Genomic DNA, 505 nt, shown 5'->3' on the forward strand with positions numbered 1-505 from the left:
CCACCGAGCGGCGGGTAGAATCCTTTGCAGACGACTTAAATACGCGACGGGGTATTGTAAGTGGCAGAGTGGCCTTGCTGCCACGATCCACTGAGATTCAGCCCTTTGTCGCTAAGATTCGACCCTCCCCTAAATCACTCCAAAAAAAACAATCCCCAATTCTACACAAGTGTTTCTACACTAACAAAGCAACAGCTCCTTAACGAATTCCCAACTTTACACGAGCTCGTCTCTCGAGGTTAAATGTTATTACTTGGTAAGATTCCGGACCTCGCCAAGTGTTTTGAAAACCCGCAACGCTCGCAAAGGTGGATAGTGAGAATAATAAGTGAAGAGACAGACTTGTCCAAAACGCCCACCACGAAGGTGCATAGTGAGAAGAGTAAGTCAAGAGATAGACTTGTCCAAAAAGAAACGGAAGAGAAAGCGTGGGGAGACGCTCACGAAGGTGCATAGTGAGAAGAGTAAGTCAAGAGACAGACTTGTTCGAAAAGAAACAGAAGAG

At 46.3% G+C, this 505-nt stretch carries 1 protein-coding gene; it reads left to right on the forward strand.

Features of this window, described 5'->3' with window-relative positions; translation table 11 throughout:
• Positions 1–243: 243 nt before the first annotated feature.
• Positions 244–456 (forward strand): hypothetical protein, encoded by a 213-nt coding sequence (locus tag D0S45_20800; protein TIH06009.1) that lies wholly within the window; start codon positions 244–246, stop codon positions 454–456.
• Positions 457–505: the final 49 nt, after the last annotated feature.

The organism is Marinifilum sp. JC120 (genome assembly GCA_004923195.1).
Lineage (GTDB): Bacteria > Desulfobacterota > Desulfovibrionia > Desulfovibrionales > Desulfovibrionaceae > Maridesulfovibrio.

What these genes read in the sequence shown, in the direction of transcription:
- D0S45_20800 (TIH06009.1), top strand. Translation starts at nt 244, where the DNA reads ATGTTATTACTTGGTAAGATTCCGGACCTCGCCAAGTGTTTTGAAAAC.